Here is a 17519-nt window from a genome sequence, read left to right on the forward strand (position 1 = left end):
TTCCCGGACTCCGCGCAAAGCGGGTGCTGCATTGCAGCGAGATTTCTCGTGTGAGTCGACGCGCATCGAGCAAATTCAATCGTGTGCGCGAATGCATGTCGTGGATGTTAGGAATTTGTTGACAGTCCATTGGAGCTTGTATATGACAGCGCTGTCAACCACGGTCGGAGAGGGACCCAAATGAAGCATTCGAACCCCACAGCGGGTGTTACCCTGCATGCGCGACGTCGCGCCCTGCGCAAGCAGACGCTGGCCACGGCATGCTGCCTGGCATTGGCGTTCCCGCTTGCCGCGCAAGCCCAGCAGGCGGAGCAAGCCGCAGACCCGACAGTCGAGACGCTCGACACGGTGAAGGTCACCGGCATCCGTGCCGCCATCGCGAGTGCGGTGGAAACCAAGAATGAGTCCACGTCGATCGTGGAGGCGATCTCGGCGGAAGACATCGGCAAGCTGCCTGACATCAGCATCGCGGATTCGATTTCGCGCCTACCAGGTCTGACCATGCAGCGCCTTGACGGTCGCGGCCAGGTGATCCATATCCGCGGCATGTCCGAGCAGTTCGCCGGCACGTTGCTGAACGGTCGTGAGCAGGTCACCACGGGCGACAACCGCGGCGTCGAACTCGACCAGTACCCGGCCGAGTTGATCAATGGCGTCACCGTGTACAAGACCCCGGACGCCTCGCTGATCGGCCAGGGCATTTCCGGCACGGTCGACCTGCAGTCGATCCGTCCGCTGTCGTTCGGCGAACAGCGCATCGTGTTCACCGGCCAAGGCGAGGTGAACTCGTTCGACGAACTGACCGAAGGCGGCAACAACAAGGGCTACCGCGTGTCGGCCTCGTACGTGGACCAGTTCGCCAACGACACCGTGGGCTTCGCGATCGGCGTGGCGCGGATGGATGCGCCGTTCCAGGAGAAGCATTACAAGTCGTGGTGGTGGGCGAACACGGACATGTGGGGCGCGCCGCAGCCCGGCAAGCCTGCGGATGCGATTGCATTGCAGGGTGCCGAAGCCTGGGTGAAGTCGCGCGACACCACGCGCGATGGCGTCATGGCCGTTCTGGAATTCAAGCCGAATGACCGCTGGCACAGCGTGCTGGACGTGTACGCGTCGCGCTTCGACCAGGAAGAGTGGATGCGCGGTGCGATGTGGAGCAACGACCCGTGGTTCAACGGCGGTGCGGTCAGCTACAGCAACGTGACTACGACGGACTACCACGGCACCCCCGTGGTCACCGGCGGCACGCTGAACGGCATCCAGCCTGCGATCCGCAACGACAACAACACCCGTGAGTCGCGTCTGTTCTCGGCGGGTTGGAACAACGAGTTCAAGCTCAATGAGACATGGACGCTGACCAGCGACCTCAGCTACTCGCGCGCCAAGGTCGAGGATTCGAAGCTTGAAACCTATGCGGGCCGGCTGGGCGGCGTCTCCGCCGACTTCCGCGCGCGCCTCTCGCCCGGCTACGGCTACTACGCGCTGCCGGACATGGCGGATCCCGCCGCAGTCTATCTGCGCGACCCGCAGAACTGGGGTCACGACGGCCGCCTGGAGGACAGTCACCAGAAGGACGAAATGAAGGCGTTCCGTGTTGCCGTGAACCACGTCATCGAGTCGTCCGACTTCCTGCGCAGCTGGGATGCCGGCGTCCACTACAGCAAGCGCACCAAGGAGAAGAGTGCGGAGGTCTATTTCGCCGACCTGCCTGGCCGCACGCCGACACTGATCGATCCGTCGTTGCTGTCCTCGCCGACGGATCTCGGATTCGCCGGCATGGGCCGGGTCATCACCTACGATCCGCGCGCATTGCTGTCCCGCTACTACGACGTTTATCTCAGCGAGTCGAACGATGACCTGCAGAAGGATGCAATCACCGAAGAGGACGTGAAGACGTTCTATTTCAAGGCCAACCTCGACATGGACCTCACCGATACGGTCCGCCTGCGCGGCAATGCTGGCGTGCAGTACATCCGCACCGAACAGACGTCCGAAGGTGTCGTCATCCAGCAGAACGAGAACGGCCAGGCGCTCGTGGCCGGCACCGCGGGCGCGTCGTATGGCGACATCCTGCCCAGCCTCAATCTGGTGGCGGACTTCGGCAACGGGTGGAACCTGCGCTTTGGCGCCGCCCGGGAAATGATGCGCGCGCGCATCAACGACATGGGCGCGCGCGCCAGTGTCTATGTGCAGACATCGCAAGGCGGCCCGTCCGAATGGCGCGGCAACGGCGGCAATCCGGCGCTCGAGCCTTACCGTGCCAATGCCTACGATCTTTCGGTCGAGAAGTACTTTGGCGAAGCGAGCTATGTCGCGCTGGCGGCGTTCTACAAGGACATGGATTCGTATATCTACACGCGCGAGATTCCTTGGGACTTCTCCGGTTATGACTACGAAGGCGACGAGCCGCCGGCGTCCAACATGGGGCTGTTCTCGACGCCGGCCAACGGCACCGGCGGCTACATGCGCGGCTACGAGTTCTCCACCGCGCTCGGCGGCGAGCTGATCCACGATGCGCTTGACGGATTCGGCCTGCTGCTCAATGCGTCCTACACGGAATCGTCGATCGATCCCGACGGCCCGGATATCGGGTCGGGCACCGACACGTTCCCGGGATTGTCCAAGATCGTCGCCAATGCCACGGTGTACTACGAGAAGCACGGCTTCTCGGCGCGCGTAAGCCAGCGTTTCCGCGACCCATACCGTGGCGAGTACGGTTCGATCTTCAACCAGCGCACGTATCGCTACACGTTGAATGAGCGCACGATCGACCTGCAGTTGGGCTACGACTTCCCGGAATCCAGCCGCCTGTCGGGTTTGTCGATCCTCTTCCAGGTGAACAACGTCAACAACGAGCCCTTCCGCACTGAAGTCAGTTCCGGCACACATCCGGACCTGTTCTTCCCGGAGGAGTACACGGAGTACGGCAGGCAGTACCTGCTCGGCTTCCGCTACAAGCTGTGACCGCGCGTCGCAATTGAACGCCGCAGCACCTGACGGGATGCGGGGCATGCCCCCGCATCCCGTCGGATTTTTCGGCGCGGCGCGGATCCTGTCGGGGATCGCGTGCGTGCCGCCATACAGAGGGAGATGCGAGTGAAGCCGATCCGAATGACCCTGCTGGGGGCCAGCCTGTTGGCCTGCCTGTCGTGTACCGGCCAGAAGGATGCCGAGACCCAACCCGTTGCCACCGCCGACGCATCGGCCGGGCTGAAGGACTGGCCGGCACTGAAGAGCCGATTTGCCCAGGATCCCGCCATCGAGGCGCGCGTGGCCGAGATCCTGGCCAGCATGACGCTGGAGCAGAAGGTCGGCCAGATGGTGCAGCCGGAGATCAAGGCGATCACGCCGGATGAAGTGCGCCAGTACTACATCGGTTCCGTGCTCAATGGCGGCGGTTCGTGGCCGGCGATGAACAAGCACGCGAAGGTCGAAGACTGGGTCAAGCTCGCCGACGCCTACTACGACGCCTCGATGGGCACCGACGCCAAGATCCCTGTGCCTGTGATCTGGGGTACCGACGCTGTGCATGGGCACAGCAACGTCTACGGAGCCACCATCTTCCCGCACAACATCGGTCTGGGCGCCGCGCATGACGTCGAACTGATCGAACGTATCGCCGAAGCCACCGGACAGTCCACCCGCGCAACCGGCGTGGCGTGGACGTTCGCACCCACCGTCGCCGTAGCGCAGAACGCGCGCTGGGGCCGCACCTACGAGAGCTATTCCTCGCAGCCTGCGCTCGTGCGCGAGTACGCGACCGCCTACGTGAAGGGCATGCAGGGCGTGCTGGACAAGGACGGCAACGTCGTCGCCACCGCCAAGCACTTCATCGGCGATGGCGCCACCGAGGGCGGCAAGGACCAGGGCAACGCGCTGGTCACGCAGGCGCAGATGATCAACATCCACGGCCAGGGCTACTACGGCGCCATTGAAGCCGGCGTGCAGACGGTGATGGCCTCGTTCAACAGCTGGAACGATGTCGCGGCCGGCAAGGACTACGGCAAGATGCACGGCACGCGCGACCTGTTGACGGTGGCGCTGAAGGAGAAGATGGGCTTCGACGGCTTCGTCGTTTCCGACTGGAACGGCATCGGCCAGGTCACCGGCTGCACCGACGACAGCTGCCCGCATGCCATCAACGCCGGCATCGACATGGTGATGGTGCCGGACAAGTGGAAGAGCTTCATCGCCAACACGATCGCACAGGTGAAGTCGGGCGAAATCCCGCAGGCGCGCATCGATGATGCAGTCACCCGCATCCTGCGCGTCAAGCTGCGCGCCGGACTGTGGGACCACAAGCCGTCCGCCAGCCAGCATGCCGGCAAGCTGGAGTCGCTGGTCCACCGCGACCTGGCCCGTCGCGCCGCGCGCGAGTCGCTGGTGCTGCTGAAGAACGACGGTGGCGCGTTGCCACTGAAGAAGGGCCAGCGCGTGCTGCTGGTCGGCAAGAGCGCCGACAGCATCTCCAACCAGACCGGTGGCTGGTCACTGACTTGGCAGGGCACCGACAACACCAACGCCGACTTCCCGAATGCCGACAGCATCGCGGCCGGCCTGCGGGAGCAGCTGGGCGAGGCGAACGTGCAGCTGCACGACAGCGCCGAAGGCGTGGACCCGGCGACCTACGACGTCATCGTGGCGGCCATCGGCGAGACGCCCTACGCCGAGACCAATGGCGACATCGTGCCGTCCGATACGATGGCGCACAGCCGCCGCCACCCGGAAGATCTGGCCACGCTGAAGGCGGCAGCCGCCAGCGGCAAGCCGGTCGTCACCGTGTTCCTGTCTGGGCGCGCGCTGTACGCCAACGACCTGATCAATCTGTCCAACAGCTTCGTCGCTGCCTGGCTGCCCGGCACGGAAGGCAAGGGCGTCACCGACGTGCTGGTCGCGGGCGCCGACGGCAAGCCGGCGCACGATTTCCGCGGCAAGCTGACGTTCCCATGGCCGGCCGTGGCCTGTCCGAAGGCCGACGGCACGCCGCAGTTCGCGCTGGACACCGGCCTGCGCTATGGCGACAACAGTACGGTTGGCAAGCTGCAGGAAGACAGCGCGGCCAGCTGCGGTGATGCGACCACGCTGGGCATCTTCAAGCAGTCCGACATCGCACCCTTCACCCTGCAGATGGCTGCAGGCAGCGATGAGAAGGCGGTGGGTTCCGACATGAATGCCACTCAGCGCTGGCCGCAGGCGAAGCCTGCGCTGCAGATTGCAACGGTGCAGGTCAACACGCAGCAGGACGCCAAGGAGGTGACCTGGCTGGCGCCAGCACGCTTCTTCGCCCGCAATCCTTCGAAGAACAACCTCGCGGCGATGGCCACCGCGCGTGGCGTGGTGCAGTTCGACGTGGTGGTGAAACAGGCGCCGGTCAAACCCGTGCAGTTCACGCTGGGGTGCGGTGCCAACTGCGGTGCGAGCCTCGACCTGACGGCGATGTTCTCCGGCGATGCGGTCGGCAGGAAGCAGACCGTCAAGGTGCCGCTGGCCTGCTTCGGCAAGCTCGGTGCGGACCTGACCGGCGTGGATACGCCTTTCAGCATCGCCGCCGATGCTCCGTTCGCTGCCGCGTTCACCAATATCCAGGTGGTCGCCGGTGCGGCGGATGGCGCCGATGTGGTGAAGTGCGCGCAGTGAGTGTCCTGCGCCTTGCGGCCGAGCCGCAGGGCGCTGACGCAGTGCAAGTTGCAATCGCGCGGCGGCCCCGTAGGCTGGCCGTTCCGTCCGGATCCCATACCAGCAGGCATACCAATCCATGACCACACAAACCACCCGATGGTCGCAGTTCGGCGTGCTGATCACCGTGTTCTTCTTCTGGGGCTTCGTTGCGGCGAGCAACGACATCCTGATCCCGGTGTTCAAGAAGGCCTTCGACCTGACGCAGGCGCAGAGCCAGTATGTCGCCGTTGCGTTCTACGTGGCGTATACCGTCGGCTCGCTGATCTACGTGGCGATTTCCAAGGTCATCGGGCTCGACCTGCTCAACAGGATCGGCTACAAGAACGGCATCTGCCTGGGGCTGGTGATATCCGCGTTGGGCACGCTGCTGTTCTACCCCGCGGCCAACACCGGTTCGTTCAGCCTGATGCTGTCGGGCCTCTTCATCGTCGGCCTGGGATTCTCGCTGCAGCAGATCGCGGCCAATCCGCTGGCCATCGTCATCGGTGATCCCAAGACCGGTGCGCAGCGATTGACCCTGGCGGGCGGCATCAACAACTTCGGCACCACCATCGGGCCGCTGCTTGTGAGCGTGGCGATCTTCGGCAGTGTGCTGACCGGCAACACCGAAGCCAGCATCGAAAGCGTGAAGACGCCGTACCTGGTGCTGGGTGTCGCCTTCATCCTGGTGGCGATCTTCCTGAAGTTCTCCTCGGTGCCGAACCACATCGACCTGGAGAAGCTGTCCGAGACCGAAGCCCAGGACAGCAGCAAGCTGATCCACAAGAAATCGGCGCTGGGCTATCCGCAGCTGGTATTGGGCATGCTGGCGATCTTCGTCTACGTCGGCGTGGAGGTGTCCACCATCAGCAACCTGCCGGCCTATCTGGAGTCGCCCGAAGGCCTGGGCCTGGATACGTCGCAGATCGCCCCGTTCGTGTCGCTCTACTGGGCCAGCCTGATGATCGGCCGCTGGGGCGGTGCGGCGGGTGCGTTCAATGTGGGAGCGGGCGCGAAGCGCTGGCTGACGCTGCTGCTGCCGTACGTGGCGTTCGCTGTGTTCCTGGCAGTCAACGCCATCATGAAGCATGACGTCTCGCAGTTCCTGGGCTACGCCGCCGTCATCGTATTGATGATCCTCGCGACCCTGGCCAGCAAGGGCAATCCGGCACGCATGCTGCTGTACTTCTCCATCTGCGGCATTGCCGCGCTGCTGATCGGCATGTTCACCACCGGCTGGGCCAGCGTGGTGGCCTTCATCAGCGTCGGCCTGTTCTGCAGCACCATGTGGCCGTGCATCTTCGCGCTGGCCATCACCGGGCTGGGCAACAACACCAATCAGGGCAGCAGCCTGCTGATCATGATGATCATGGGGGGCGGTTTCGTCAGCCTGGCCCAGGGTGCGCTGGCGGACAAGGTCGGCGTCCATTTCAGCTTCATCGTTGGCGTGGCGTGCTTCGCTTACCTTGTGTTCTATGCGATCGCCGCCACCCGTACGCTGCGCAACCAGGGCATCGACCTGGACAAGCTGGCCGCCGGCAACGGCCATTGAGTGCGGTGCGCGCCGGAGAGAGGCCGGCGCGCATCCCCCAAGCCACCGGGCCACTCTCCAGCCCGGTGGCTTTTCTTTTGGGTTGCCGTCCCTTTGCGCTCGCGCGCAAAGGAGCATCATCGCCCTCCTGGCTCTGGCTTCCGGGGCAGGCGTGGCGACGAAGGACGTAGACGGCTGCGTCGATGGAGGCTGTGGTGGCTCCATGAAGTGCGGTCACTGCGTGCCGGCCGTCGTGGATGGACGGGCCGGCAGCGTGACGGATGGGACATGGCGCAGGCCCCCGGCGGGGGCAAGACTGCAGAACTTCCGCCGGAGTCACGCCCATGTTGCCGCGCCTGTCATGCCTGCTGCTTTCGCTTGTTGCCTTCCACGCCACGGCGCAGGAAGCCCCGACCCGCGAACACTTCGCCACTCCCGGCCACGAAGCGGCGTACCACGACTGGCACTACACGCCCGTGGTGAAAGTGGGCGACATGGTGATCGTGTCGGGCATTCCCGCCGCCGGCCCGGGGACGTACGAAGAAAAGGTGCGTCGCATGTTCATGGCGCTGGGCAAGCAACTGGCACAGGCCGGCGCGACCTATGCCGATGTGGTGGAACTGACGACCTTCCACACCGGCCCGACTGATCCACAGAGCTTCCAGGCCGAGTTCGCCCGCTTCGCCCCGATCCATCACGAGTTCTTCCCCGCGAACTACCCCGCGTGGAGTGCGGTCGGCACGAGCGCGCTGCTCGCACCCGGTGCGGTGGTGGAGATGCGCGCGGTGGCGATGATCGGATCCGGGCGTGCGCCGAAGGCGGACATTCCGAAGCCGAAGCCGCGCCCGGCAAACCCGTGAACTGCCGGGTTCCCGGTGGGGGACATCGCGAGTGTGATCGTCATCCAGAATTTCGACGTACACGCTTGTAGTTCTTTACTCTCCCTTCGCGCTGGCCATCTATGGCGCTGCCGAATGGTCGGCGCTATGGAGAGTGCGTCATGAGCACATTGGCTCGGTTGTCCATCGCTGCTGCAGTACTGCTGTTGTTCTTCCTGCAGCCAAGCGCGACTGCGGTCGCGCAGTCGACGATAGTCATCGCATGCGAGCAGGGGGACGTAAACTCCTGGAAGATCTGCGAGGTCAGACCCGACACCTTCGCGCGCTATGTGTGGTCGACGACCGGCGTGGCGAATCTGGATCCATTCGTGTGCACGGAGAATTCCAGTGTGTGCACTGCCTGGTGTGAGCACACCAATTCCAGTGGTCAGATCCACGTGACCGTCTACAACGCGGCAGGACAGCCGGTGGCCTCGAGGAGTCGCTCATTGGGTTGCGGCGCTGGTTGACGCCCAGTGCCACGAGGAGCTGCGTACGGTCTCCTCGTGGCATCGCCGACGTGATGGGCGCGTTGCCGGGTGCGTCGGCTCACCGCCGCGCCAGCATCGTTTCAATCAGGTCCAGGATCTCTGCCACGCTGATGCCGTAGGAGCCAGCCTGGCCCGCGTCGAAGGCCCGCTTCCACTGGTCGTAGCCTTCCAGGTAGGCCGGGTCGATGGCGCCCTGGCCGACCAGTTCGGCGCCACTGCGTTCCAGTACCTGGCCGATGATCGGCAGGTGGGCGAAGGTGGTGATGACGCCTGCGCGCAGGCCGGGATGGCGGATGCGCGCTTCGCTCACGCTGACGTGCAGGATCTCGCCGCCCAGCGGGTGCGGGTCGATGCGATTGATCGTCAGTACCGGTGTCTCCCTGGCGCCGCGGCCACGACAGCGCCAGCGTTGGCCGACGGCATAGGGGGCGGAGGCAGGAGCGTTCGTCATGGAGAGCGGGAGCGGCGGGGACGGGGCCACTCAGGATAGGCAGGGCATGGCGGGTTGTGCGCGGTGGAGTGGCTTGAAAGCTTGAATGACCCGATGCGGCAAAGTGGGAGCGATACCGGAGGGTGGAGCCGGAACTCCGCGACGGTCGCGTTGAGCCAGGGTGATCGGGTGCGACCCTTACGCACTCAAGGCCCGGAGAGCGGGGCGTCCCTCCAGTGGCGGACGATGGGATCCATATTTGTCCGGATCGGACCGCACTCGGCGATATCTGATCTCGATGCCCGGCCTGTGCGCGCGCAGCACCTGCGCTCGGCGCCCGAACTTCCCAAGGACTTTCCCACCATGCCTCTCGACGCGAACTCCCGTTTCATCGCCCAGGTGTGCGGTGTTGCCGTCATCTTGCTGGCGACCTGGTTCCACGGCCATGGCAAAAGTCTGGACCGGGGCTTGTCGCGTTGCGAAGCGGGCGGGTTGCAGGCGCGGGAACCGCGCGACTGCATCTCCTGCGAACGCGATGAGGCGTCGCACGCCGACGCACGACGGGTGGATTGTGACGCGCCGAGCCCCGCATTGCGCACGCGCAACGCTACTCGGCGTTCGTGATCCTGCGCCAGTGATCTGCGGTCTGTCAGGTCCCGCGGTGGTGGATCGAGTGGGATAGCCGCCGACACGGGGCGGCGCATTGCGTGCGCGGATGGCAGTTTGCAGGGCGCGGCGTGCCGCCGGTCTTGTGATGCACGCCTAGAAGCGCGCACCGACCGGCAGATAGCGCCACTGGCCCACCGGCATCTTCGCCAGCGCGATCCGGCCGATGCGCAGCCGCCGGATCGACACCACCTCAAGCCCACCTTCGCGGCAGCGGTGGCTCAGCTCGCCCGGCTGCACGTCCTTGATCGCGAAACGCAGCCGCACCTCGTTCTGCCAGCTGACCTTGCAGGGCGCCAGTCCACGGCCCTGATAGCTGGTCACGTGGCCGATGCGGCTGAGGGTGTACGGGTCGGTGTTGCCGCGGATCTCCACCACGAATTCCTGCTCGATCTCCGCATAGTCCTCGGTCAGGCGGCGCCATACGCGGCCGTCCTGGCTCAACACCATGAGTCCGCTGGCCCCAGTGTCCAGTGGCATCAGGGGAGTCAAGCGGTGGAAATGGCGCTTCAGTGGACGCACGCCGCTGTCGTCTTCGAGCAGATGCGTGGCCGGGGTGACCAAGACGGACGTATCCTGCCAGGCAACGCCTTCGGGCTTGTGCAGCAGCAGGGTGGCTGGCTCGGTGGCCGTGAGTTCGGCAGCCGGGTCGATTTCCACGCGCTCGGTGGTAACCGGGTGTTGCGGCGCCTCCACCGTTTCACCGTCCACGGTGACCCAGCCCCCTTCGATGTACTGCTCGGCCTCCGTGCGCGAACAGCCGGTGAGTTCAGCGACGCGCTTGGCCAGGCGGATGGGTTCAGGCATGGGAACACCGGCGTTTCAGGGCGGCTAGTGTAAAGATAGCGGGGACGCCCCGCGTCGAATCTTCGTTCTTCATCTTCATTTTCCCGCCAGGACCGCATGAAAACGCCCCCAGGACTGCAAGCGCTGATCGATGATGGTGTGATCGACCGCGTGCTGCGGCCGCTGAAAAGCGGCAAGGAAGCCTCCGTCTACGTGGTGGATGCGGGAGGCGAAGTCCGCTGCGCCAAGGTCTACAAGGACATGGCGCAGCGCAGTTTCCAGCAGCGCACGCTGTACCAGGAAGGGCGCAAGGTCCGCGGTAGCCGCGAGGCGCGCGCGATGGGCAAGGCCACGCGCTACGGGCGCAAGCAGCAGGAAGTGGCATGGAAGAACGCCGAAGTCGACGCCCTGTACCAGCTGCGTGATGCCGGCGTGCGCGTGCCGGAACCGTTCGGTTATGTGCACGGCGTGCTGGTGATGGAGCTTGTCGCCGATGCCAGCGGCCACTCCGCGCCCCGTCTGGGCGAAGTGGACCTGACACCGGAGCAGGCGCGCGACTTCCACCGTTTCCTGGTGCGCGAGGTGGTCAAGATGCTGTGTGCCGGTCTGATCCACGGGGACCTGTCGGAGTACAACGTGCTGGTGGGCGGGGAAGGCCCGGTGATCATCGATTTCCCGCAGGTGGTCAGTGCCGCCGGCAACAACGCCAGCCGTCGCCTGCTGCTGCGCGACGTCAATGCCCTGACGGCGCGCCTGGGCCGTTATGCGCCGGAACTGCTGGATACCTGGTACGGCGAGGAGATGTGGGCGCTGTACGAAGCCGGCACCCTGCACCCGGACACGGAGCTGACGGGGCTGTTTACCCACGACGCTTCGCGCGTGGATGTGGACAGCGTGCGGCATGCCATCGAGGACGCGCGGCAGGAAGCGATCATCCGCCAGCAGGGCAGGGAAGCGGCCGCTGCGGAGTAACGCGAGGGGGCAGGGCCGGGCGCATCGGCGCGGCCCTGGGCGCAGGCAAAACAAAAGGGCCTGCCTTGCGGCAGGCCCTTCGGAATGAGTGGTGGCCCGGGGCGGATTCGAACCACCGACACGCGGATTTTCAATCCGCTGCTCTACCAACTGAGCTACCAGGCCAGGATCTGTCGCGGTACGGCAGTGCCGGCGCGAAGAGCGGCAATGATACGGACCGGTCGGGGCAATGGCAAGCCGGACAGCCCCTGAATGGCGGGTCGCGCGGCCGCCGCTGGCTGCGCCGGGCGGAGGCATCATGCATCCACGGGAGTGCGCCCCCTCAACGCGCCGACAGAGAACGACCATGAAACGCCTGATTCCCTTAGCCTTGCTGATCGCGACCGGTCTGGCCGCCTGCGCGACCGACGGCCGGCAGACCGATGCCGAAAAACTCGCCTTCTACCGCGGGCATGCCGGAGAGCCGGTCAAGGACTTCAAGTATTTCGGCAGGCTCAATGGCTGGACGCCACTTGGCGACGGCGCGCTCGCCGTCTGGACCAAGCCCAGCGAAGGGTATCTGCTGGAGCTGTCCGGCCCCTGCCAGGACCTGGACTACGCCACCGCCATCTCCGTGACCCAGTTCGGCGGTCGGGTGTCGGCAAAGTTCGATGACGTGATCCCCTTGGGTGCCGGCACCTCCAGCATCAATATTCCTTGCCGCATCGAGACCATCAGGTCATTGGACGTCAAGGCCCTGCGCGCCAGCCAGAAGGAGTTGCGCGAAGCCGCGGCCGTGGAGCGGGAGGCTGGAAAGCGTTGATCGTGCGGGGAAGCCCCACGCTTTCCAGAGCACGGCCTGTTGCCGGACCTGTCTGTTCCGGTGGGGCAGCACGCGTCGCGCAGTTCAGGATTCCGGCACGTATCCGGTCGGTTTGTCCGCGCCGCCGCCGAACAGGAACTTCTCCAGTTCCACTTCAAGGAACGCGCGATGCTTGGGATCGCGCGGGGACAGCCGGTTCTCGTTGATCAGCATGGTCTGGTGTGCCAGCCATGCGGCCCACGCCGGTTTGCCGATGTTCGCGTAGATGCGCTTGCCCAGGTCGCCGGGGTAGGGGACGAAATCCAGTCCCTCCACTTCGCGGTGTTCGTACTGGCAGTGGACGGTGCGCGACATCATTCAATTTCCCAGCAGTTTGCGGATCGGCGCGGGCAGGCCCAGCTTCGCGAGTTCGCCGCGCGCGACCCATCGCAGATCGTCATTGTCGCGCACCCTGCCACGCAGGGCGACCCTGCGTACGCGTAGCGGTTGCAGGTGCAGGCGGTAGTGGCTGAAGGTGTGCACCACCAACGGCAGCTCCTCGGCGCTGTCGTAATGCCCCTGCACTTCGTGCGCGAACCAGTCGCGCATGCCCGCGTCGGTGTCCGCCTGCGGTAACGTCCACAGCGAGGCCCAGATGCCGGTCTCCGGACGGCGCTGCAGCAGGATCTCGCCATCGGCGTTCTCGAGCCACAGCGCCACGGCCTCCCGCTCCGGCAGCGTCTTCGAGGGCCTGGAGGTGGGCAGCACGTCCACCAGCCCATCACGGCGCGCCACGCAGTCGTCCTGTTGCGGGCACACCGCGCAGGCCGGCTTCGCGCGCGTGCACAGCGTGGCACCGAAATCCATCTGCGCCTGCGTGTAGTCGGCCAGGCGGCCGTCGGGCACATCGTGCAGGTGCGTTTCCGCCAGCGCCCACAATCGCTTTTCCACCGCCGGCAGGCCGGGCCAGCCGGTGATGCCGTGGAAGCGCGCCAGCACACGCTTGACGTTGCCATCGAGGATGGGGAAACGGTCGTTCCACGCCTGCGCCAGGATGGCGCCCGCCGTGCTGCGCCCGATGCCGGGCAGTGCATGCAGCATGTCGAAATCGCGTGGCAGATCGCCGCCATGCTGCACGACACACGCCTTCGCCGCCGCGTGCAGGTTGCGGGCGCGGGCGTAGTAGCCCAGTCCTGCCCAGTGCGCCATCACGTCATCGGTGGAAGCGGCGGCCAGGTCGGGCAGCGTGGGGAAACGCTCGACGAAGCGCAGGAAGTACGGGATGACCGTGGTTACCTGCGTCTGCTGCAGCATGATTTCCGACAGCCACACACGGTAAGGCGTGCGTGGATGCTGCCACGGCAGGTCGTGGCGGCCGTGCCGGTCGAACCAGGCCAGCAGGCGATGGGCAAAGGGGATGGCGCTGCTCACGCGGGACGCCCCGTGGGAGCGACGTCAGTCGCGATGACGCCATCGCGGTGGTCGATCGCGACTGACGTCGCTCCCACGACAGCGGTGGGCCTGATGTCAGCCGGCACCCAGCGCTTCCGGCAGCAGCGCATCGACGAAGGCTTCCGCATCGAACACGCGCAGGTCCTCTACGCGCTCACCGATGCCGGCATAGCGGATCGGGATGCCGAACTCACGCGCCAGCGCGAACACCACGCCGCCCTTGGCCGTGCCGTCGAGCTTGGTGACCACCAGCCCGGTGACGCCGACCGCGGCGTGGAACTGGCGCAACTGCGAAAGCGCGTTCTGGCCGGTGGTGCCGTCGATGACCATCAGCACTTCGTGCGGCGCGGTGTCATCGATCTTGCCGAGCACGCGGCGGATCTTGCCCAGTTCGCTCATCAGGCCGGTCTGCGTGTGCAGGCGGCCTGCAGTATCGGCGATCAGCACGTCGAGGCCGCGCGACCTGGCCGACTGGAGCGCGTCGAAGGCCACCGACGCCGGATCCGCATCCTGGCCCTGCGCGACAACCGGTACGCCGTTGCGTTCGCCCCATGTCTGCAGCTGGGCCACGGCGGCGGCGCGGAACGTGTCGCCGGCCGCCAGCATCAGGCTGTGGCCATCCTGCTTGAAGCGGCGCGCGAGCTTGCCGATGGTGGTGGTCTTGCCCACGCCGTTGACGCCAATGGTCAGCACGACGAACGGCTTGCGGCTGGCGTCGATCACCAGGGGCCGGGCGACCGGCGCGATGAGCGCGATCAGGTCCGCGCGCAGTGCCTTCAACAGTGCCTGCGCATCGGCGAACTCGCGTTCCTTCATCCGCTTGCGCAGGTCTTCGATGATCGCGGTCGTGGCGGGAACGCCCACGTCGGCGGTCAGCAACGCGGTTTCGATCTCGTCCAGCAGATCGTCGTCCAGGCGCGGGTTGCGCGTGAACAGGCCGGCCAACCCCAATGCGGCGCTGGTGCGACGCAGGCGGTCGCGCCAGCCCGACTTGCCGGCCGGCGCCGCGGGCGCGGCATCGACGGGCTCCGGCTCCTCCGCTCCTGGCGCAGCGGCGGCGGGTTCGGGCAGCGGGCCGGCATCGTTCCGGGGCGCGTCCGCCTCCGGCACCGCTTCGTCCGCCACGGGAGGGGAAGCAGGGATTGCGTCCGCCGGCAGTGGTTCGCCCGGCGCGCGCGGAAAGGCGGCGGCGAGTTCTTCGGTACTGGGGCGGGTCTGGGCGGCATCCGGGCCGTCCTGGGGCTTCTTGCGGCGGAAAAAACCGATCATTTCAGGGGGTATCTCGAAGAGGGCGACATGCTACCACCCGGCTGCCGGGCGGCCGTGGACGCCGGGCTAAAGTGGGGCCGGCGACGGCCGATATCGAGGCTGGAAACCCTGTGGAGTCATCGCATGACCCCTATCGCCGGCATCGCTACGTCCGGCCTGCGCGCCGCCTCGCTCGGCATGCAGGCCGCAGCGCACAACATCGCCAACCTGGCCACGCCGGATGCTGCACGACAGCGCGTGGCGCTGTCCGCCGAGGCGGTGGGCGGAGTGTCGGCGACGGTGGTCGAGGCACCCGCTGATCCGGCCGCCCCGATGGAGGATGTGGCGGCGATGCTGACCTACGAGGCGATGGCCGGCGCGAACCTGTTCGTGCTTAAGGTGGCAGGACAGGCGCTGGGCGGTTTGCTGGACGTCAAGGCGTAGGCAGGATGCTCCCTTCTCCCCGCACGCGGGGAGAAGGTGCCCGAAGGGCGGATGAGGGGTGCTCTTGGCGCCGAGTGTTTTTCGCAAATGAGCCAAAGCATCACGGACGTGGATCGTATTGGAGTCTTCCTGACGCGATGTCTCCGTTCGCCCCTCACCCGCCTTCGGCACCCTCTCCCCGCCAGCGGGGAGAGGGGATAACAGCCGCGAGACCTGTTGATTACGCCGACAACTCCAGCAGCAGCGCGTTTAGGCGCTTCACGTAGCCGGCCGGGTCCTTCAGACTCTCGCCGGCGGCCAGCGCAGCCTGGTCGAACAGCACGCGCGTGAGGCTGGCGAAGCGGTTCGCATCGTTCTCGGCATCGAGTTTTGCGATGAGCGGATGCTCCGGGTTGAACTCGAACACCGGCTTGCTCTCCGGCGCCGCCTGGCCGCTGGCCTCCAGCAACTGGCGCATCTGCAGGCCCAGGTCGCCCTGGCCGATGGCGAGGATTGCCGGGGAATCGGTCAAGCGGTGCGAGACGCGCACGTCGGCCACGTCCAGGCCCAGCACGGCCTTGATGCGGCCGGTGAGGGCTTCCTTGGCTTTCGCGCTTTCCTCCTGCTTCTTCTTCTCGTCTTCGCTGTCCAGTGCGCCCAGATCGAGGTCGCCGCGGGCGACATCGACGAAGGACTTGCCGTCGAACTCGGTCAGGTAGCCCATCAGCCACTCGTCGATGCGGTCGGTGAGCAGCAGCACTTCGATGCCCTTCTTGCGGAAGATCTCCAGGTGCGGGCTGTCCTTGATCTGCGCGTAGGACTCGCCGGTGAGGTAGTACAGCTTGTCCTGGCCTTCCTGCAGGCGACCGGCGTAGTCGGCCAGCGATACGCTGGGTGCGCCCGAGGCATCGTGCGTGGAAGCGAAGCGCAGCAGGCCGGCGATCTTCTCGCGGTTGGCGTAGTCCTCGGCCGGGCCTTCCTTCAGCACCTGGCCGAAGTTGGTCCAGAACGCCTTGTAGTCCTCGGGCTTGTCCTTGGCCAGCTTCTCCAGCATGTCGAGCGCGCGCTTGGTCAGCGCGGAGCGCATCGAATCCACCACCGGACCCGACTGCAGGATCTCGCGGGAGACGTTGAGCGAGAGGTCGGACGAGTCCACCACGCCGCGCAGGAAGCGCAGGTACAGCGGCAGGAACTGCTCGGCCTGGTCCATGATGAAGACGCGCTGCACGTACAGCTTCAGGCCCTTGGCGCCGTCGCGGTGGTACAGGTCGAACGGCGCGCGGCCCGGGACGTAAAGAAGCGACGTGTATTCCAGCTTGCCTTCGACCTTGTTGTGGCTCCATGCCACCGGGTCGGTGAAGTCGTGGGCGATGTGCTTGTAGAACTCGGTGTATTCCTCGTCCTTGATTTCGGACTTGGCGTGCGTCCACAGAGCGCTGGCCTTGTTGACGGCTTCCCATTCGGGCGTGGCGGGCTTGTCCTCGCCGTGGTGTTCCTTCGGCATCTCGATCGGCAGGCCGACATGGTCGGAGTACTTCTTGATGATGCCGCGAAGTTTCCAACCGTCCGCAAAGCCCTCCTCGCCGTCCTTCAGGTGCAGCACGATGCGCGTGCCGCGTTCGGGCTTGTCGACCGTGGCGACTTCGAAATCGCCTTCGCCGGCGCTGGACCAGTGCACGCCCTCGCTGGCGGGCAGGCCCGCGCGGCGGCTGAACACGTCCACGCGGTCGGCCACGATGAAGGCGCTGTAGAAACCCACGCCGAACTGGCCGATCAGGTTGGCGTCCTTCTTCTGGTCGCCGGACAGCGCCTTGAGGAAGTCGCCGGTGCCGGACTTCGCGATCGTCCCGAGATGGGCGACGGCCTCATCGCGACTCATGCCGATGCCGTTGTCGTCGATGGTCACCGTACGTGCTTCGGCATCGAAGCCGATGCGGATGCGCAGGATGGGATCTTCAGCCAGCAGGTTGGGGTCCTTGAGGGCCTCGAAGCGCAGCTTGTCGGCGGCGTCGGCGGCGTTGGACACCAGCTCGCGCAGGAAGATCTCCTTGTTCGAGTACAGCGAGTGGATCATCAGCTGCAGCAGCTGCTTCACTTCGGCCTGGAAGCCCAGTGTTTCCTTGCGGGTTTCGGTGGTCATCGTGGACGTGCTCCTTGGATCGGTATGCGGGCCGCAGGCGCGGCCGATGCGTCCCGGTGTATG

General features: G+C 65.8%; 15 protein-coding genes and 1 tRNA gene. 9 read left to right on the forward strand and 7 right to left on the reverse strand.

Going from position 1 to position 17519, the window contains the following annotated elements:
* Positions 1-180 precede the first annotated feature (180 nt).
* The 5 genes from IB223_RS04745 (at position 181) to IB223_RS04765 (ending at position 8537) form a co-directional block, all read left to right on the forward strand.
* Positions 181-2964 (forward strand): TonB-dependent receptor, encoded by a 2784-nt coding sequence (locus IB223_RS04745; protein WP_192200499.1) that lies wholly within the window; start codon positions 181-183, stop codon positions 2962-2964.
* 132 nt (positions 2965-3096) lie between these two features.
* Positions 3097-5637, forward strand: coding sequence for a glycoside hydrolase family 3 N-terminal domain-containing protein (locus tag IB223_RS04750; RefSeq protein ID WP_343227138.1), 2541 nt, complete (start codon positions 3097-3099; stop codon positions 5635-5637).
* A gap of 118 nt (positions 5638-5755) precedes the next feature.
* The gene (locus tag IB223_RS04755; protein WP_192200500.1) at positions 5756-7210 is read left to right on the forward strand and encodes an MFS transporter; all 1455 of its coding nucleotides are present in this window, start codon (positions 5756-5758) and stop codon (positions 7208-7210) included.
* 323 nt (positions 7211-7533) lie between these two features.
* Positions 7534-8049: a Rid family hydrolase gene (locus tag IB223_RS04760; protein ID WP_192200501.1), complete on the forward strand. Its 516-nt coding sequence runs from the start codon at positions 7534-7536 to the stop codon at positions 8047-8049.
* A 140-nt stretch (positions 8050-8189) separates the two neighbouring features.
* Positions 8190-8537, forward strand: coding sequence for a hypothetical protein (locus tag IB223_RS04765; protein ID WP_192200502.1), 348 nt, complete (start codon positions 8190-8192; stop codon positions 8535-8537).
* A 79-nt stretch (positions 8538-8616) separates the two neighbouring features.
* Here IB223_RS04765 and IB223_RS04770 read toward each other — a convergent pair whose 3' ends face one another.
* Entirely contained in the window at positions 8617-9009 is a 393-nt protein-coding gene (locus IB223_RS04770; protein ID WP_192200503.1) for a hypothetical protein, read from the reverse strand.
* A gap of 225 nt (positions 9010-9234) precedes the next feature.
* Here IB223_RS04770 and IB223_RS04775 point away from each other — a divergent pair, with 225 nt between their 5' ends.
* Positions 9235-9612 carry a hypothetical protein gene (locus tag IB223_RS04775; protein ID WP_192200504.1) on the forward strand — a complete coding sequence of 126 codons (378 nt, stop codon included), beginning with the start codon at positions 9235-9237 and terminating at the stop codon, positions 9610-9612.
* 138 nt (positions 9613-9750) lie between these two features.
* Here IB223_RS04775 and IB223_RS04780 read toward each other — a convergent pair whose 3' ends face one another.
* On the reverse strand, positions 9751-10461 hold the full coding sequence (locus IB223_RS04780) for an rRNA pseudouridine synthase (RefSeq protein ID WP_192200505.1): 711 nt from the start codon (positions 10459-10461) through the stop codon (positions 9751-9753).
* A gap of 96 nt (positions 10462-10557) precedes the next feature.
* Between IB223_RS04780 and IB223_RS04785 the strand changes: the two genes are divergently transcribed.
* The gene (locus tag IB223_RS04785) at positions 10558-11412 is read left to right on the forward strand and encodes a PA4780 family RIO1-like protein kinase (RefSeq protein WP_192200506.1); all 855 of its coding nucleotides are present in this window, start codon (positions 10558-10560) and stop codon (positions 11410-11412) included.
* Positions 11413-11501: 89 nt separating this feature from the next.
* On the opposite strand, the gene IB223_RS04790 is transcribed toward IB223_RS04785, so the two are convergent.
* Positions 11502-11577: transfer RNA gene (locus IB223_RS04790), tRNA-Phe, on the reverse strand.
* Between the two features lie 181 nt (positions 11578-11758).
* Between IB223_RS04790 and IB223_RS04795 the strand changes: the two genes are divergently transcribed.
* On the forward strand, positions 11759-12214 hold the full coding sequence (locus IB223_RS04795) for a DUF6491 family protein (protein WP_192200507.1): 456 nt from the start codon (positions 11759-11761) through the stop codon (positions 12212-12214).
* Between the two features lie 84 nt (positions 12215-12298).
* On the opposite strand, the gene IB223_RS04800 is transcribed toward IB223_RS04795, so the two are convergent.
* The 3 genes from IB223_RS04800 to ftsY all read right to left on the reverse strand — a co-directional run bounded on the left by IB223_RS04800 (position 12299) and on the right by ftsY (position 14914).
* The gene (locus IB223_RS04800; protein WP_192200508.1) at positions 12299-12568 is read right to left on the reverse strand and encodes an oxidative damage protection protein; all 270 of its coding nucleotides are present in this window, start codon (positions 12566-12568) and stop codon (positions 12299-12301) included.
* Positions 12569-12571: 3 nt separating this feature from the next.
* Complete coding sequence (mutY, locus tag IB223_RS04805; protein ID WP_343227139.1) at positions 12572-13624, reverse strand: A/G-specific adenine glycosylase; 1053 nt, start codon at positions 13622-13624, stop codon at positions 12572-12574.
* A 96-nt stretch (positions 13625-13720) separates the two neighbouring features.
* The gene (gene ftsY, locus IB223_RS04810) at positions 13721-14914 is read right to left on the reverse strand and encodes a signal recognition particle-docking protein FtsY (RefSeq protein WP_192200509.1); all 1194 of its coding nucleotides are present in this window, start codon (positions 14912-14914) and stop codon (positions 13721-13723) included.
* Between the two features lie 123 nt (positions 14915-15037).
* On the opposite strand from ftsY, the gene IB223_RS04815 reads away from it, so the two are divergent.
* Positions 15038-15337 carry a hypothetical protein gene (locus IB223_RS04815; RefSeq protein ID WP_192200510.1) on the forward strand — a complete coding sequence of 100 codons (300 nt, stop codon included), beginning with the start codon at positions 15038-15040 and terminating at the stop codon, positions 15335-15337.
* 220 nt (positions 15338-15557) lie between these two features.
* Here the strand turns inward: IB223_RS04815 and htpG are convergent, their stop codons facing one another.
* Positions 15558-17456 carry a molecular chaperone HtpG gene (gene htpG / locus IB223_RS04820; RefSeq protein WP_192200511.1) on the reverse strand — a complete coding sequence of 633 codons (1899 nt, stop codon included), beginning with the start codon at positions 17454-17456 and terminating at the stop codon, positions 15558-15560.
* Positions 17457-17519 lie beyond the last annotated feature (63 nt).

Source organism: Pseudoxanthomonas sp. PXM03, from assembly GCF_014852005.1.
Classification (GTDB): domain Bacteria; phylum Pseudomonadota; class Gammaproteobacteria; order Xanthomonadales; family Xanthomonadaceae; genus Pseudoxanthomonas_A.

What these genes read in the sequence shown, in the direction of transcription:
- IB223_RS04745 (WP_192200499.1), top strand. Translation starts at nt 181, where the DNA reads ATGAAGCATTCGAACCCCACAGCGGGTGTTACCCTGCATGCGCGACGT.
- IB223_RS04755 (WP_192200500.1), top strand. Translation starts at nt 5,756, where the DNA reads ATGACCACACAAACCACCCGATGGTCGCAGTTCGGCGTGCTGATCACC.
- IB223_RS04760 (WP_192200501.1), top strand. Translation starts at nt 7,534, where the DNA reads ATGTTGCCGCGCCTGTCATGCCTGCTGCTTTCGCTTGTTGCCTTCCAC.
- IB223_RS04765 (WP_192200502.1), top strand. Translation starts at nt 8,190, where the DNA reads ATGAGCACATTGGCTCGGTTGTCCATCGCTGCTGCAGTACTGCTGTTG.
- IB223_RS04770 (WP_192200503.1), bottom strand. Translation starts at nt 9,009, where the DNA reads ATGACGAACGCTCCTGCCTCCGCCCCCTATGCCGTCGGCCAACGCTGG.
- IB223_RS04775 (WP_192200504.1), top strand. Translation starts at nt 9,235, where the DNA reads ATGGGATCCATATTTGTCCGGATCGGACCGCACTCGGCGATATCTGAT.
- IB223_RS04780 (WP_192200505.1), bottom strand. Translation starts at nt 10,461, where the DNA reads ATGCCTGAACCCATCCGCCTGGCCAAGCGCGTCGCTGAACTCACCGGC.
- IB223_RS04785 (WP_192200506.1), top strand. Translation starts at nt 10,558, where the DNA reads ATGAAAACGCCCCCAGGACTGCAAGCGCTGATCGATGATGGTGTGATC.
- IB223_RS04795 (WP_192200507.1), top strand. Translation starts at nt 11,759, where the DNA reads ATGAAACGCCTGATTCCCTTAGCCTTGCTGATCGCGACCGGTCTGGCC.
- IB223_RS04800 (WP_192200508.1), bottom strand. Translation starts at nt 12,568, where the DNA reads ATGTCGCGCACCGTCCACTGCCAGTACGAACACCGCGAAGTGGAGGGA.
- ftsY (WP_192200509.1), bottom strand. Translation starts at nt 14,914, where the DNA reads ATGATCGGTTTTTTCCGCCGCAAGAAGCCCCAGGACGGCCCGGATGCC.
- IB223_RS04815 (WP_192200510.1), top strand. Translation starts at nt 15,038, where the DNA reads ATGACCCCTATCGCCGGCATCGCTACGTCCGGCCTGCGCGCCGCCTCG.
- htpG (WP_192200511.1), bottom strand. Translation starts at nt 17,456, where the DNA reads ATGACCACCGAAACCCGCAAGGAAACACTGGGCTTCCAGGCCGAAGTG.